At 62.7% G+C, this 1,046-nt stretch carries 1 protein-coding gene; it reads right to left on the bottom strand.

Annotated features, from left to right (window positions below):
- A partial coding sequence (gene dctA / locus HX786_RS30575) for a C4-dicarboxylate transporter DctA (protein ID WP_178913035.1) occupies positions 1–1,046 on the bottom strand: 1,046 nt, incomplete at both ends.

The following is a 1,046-nucleotide window of genomic DNA, read 5'->3' as shown; positions in this document are numbered from 1 at the left end:
ACCACCAGCGCCGCCACGGCATTGCCGATGATGTTGGTCAGTGAGCGGCATTCAGCCATGAACCGGTCCACACCCAGGATCAGCACCATCGCCGCCACCGGCACCGTCGGCACCACCGCGAGGCTGGCGGCCAGCGCGACAAAACCTGCGCCCACCACCGCACCGGCGCCTTTTGAGGTAAGCATCGCCACCGCCAGCAGGGTCAGTTGTTGCTCCAGCGTCAGGTCGATATTGGTCGCCTGGGCCAGGAACAGCACCGCCAGGGTCATATAGATGTTGGTGCCGTCCAGGTTGAAGGTGTAGCCGGTGGGCACCACGATCCCCACCACGCCTTTGGACGCGCCAAGGCTTTCAAGTTTCTGGATCAGTTGCGGCAGGGCCGACTCGGAGGAGCTGATGCCCAGCACGATCAACAGTTCAGCCTTGATGTACGTCAGCAGCTTGAAGATGCTGAACCCCACATACCGGGCGATGCTGCCCAGCACCACGGCGACGAAGAAAAACGCGGTGACGTAGAACGTACCCACCAGTTTCAACAGCGGCAGCAGCGAGCCCAGGCCGTATTTGCCGATGGTGAAGGCGATGGCCCCGAAGGCCCCGATCGGCGCGACGCGGCTGATCATCCCGACGATGCGGAAGAACACTTCGCTGGCCTGGTTGATCACGCCGACCAGGGGCCGGCCCTTCTCGCCGATCATCACCAGCCCGAGGCCAAACAGCACCGACACAAACAGTACCGGGAGGATTTCGCCTTTGGAGAAGGCGTCGAAGAAGGTAGTGGGGATCACATGCATCAGGAACCCGGTGACGCCTTCGCCGTGTTCGGCCTGGCCGACAAAACCGGCGATGGCGGAGGTGTCGAGGGTCTTCACGTCGATATTGAAACCCACGCCGGGGTGCAGCAGGTGCGCGGCGAGGATGCCGATTACCAGGGCGATGCTGGAGACGATCTCAAAGTACAGCAGCGCCTTGCCGCCGACGCGGCCCACCTGCTTCACGTCGTGCATGCTGGTGATGCCGGAGACCACGGTGCAGAAGATGATCGG

The sequence above is a fragment of the Pseudomonas sp. 21615526 genome, assembly GCF_013386245.1.
Lineage (GTDB): Bacteria > Pseudomonadota > Gammaproteobacteria > Pseudomonadales > Pseudomonadaceae > Aquipseudomonas.
Note: the sequence above shows the minus strand (reverse complement) of the source record. Positions and strands in the feature narration are given on the sequence as shown.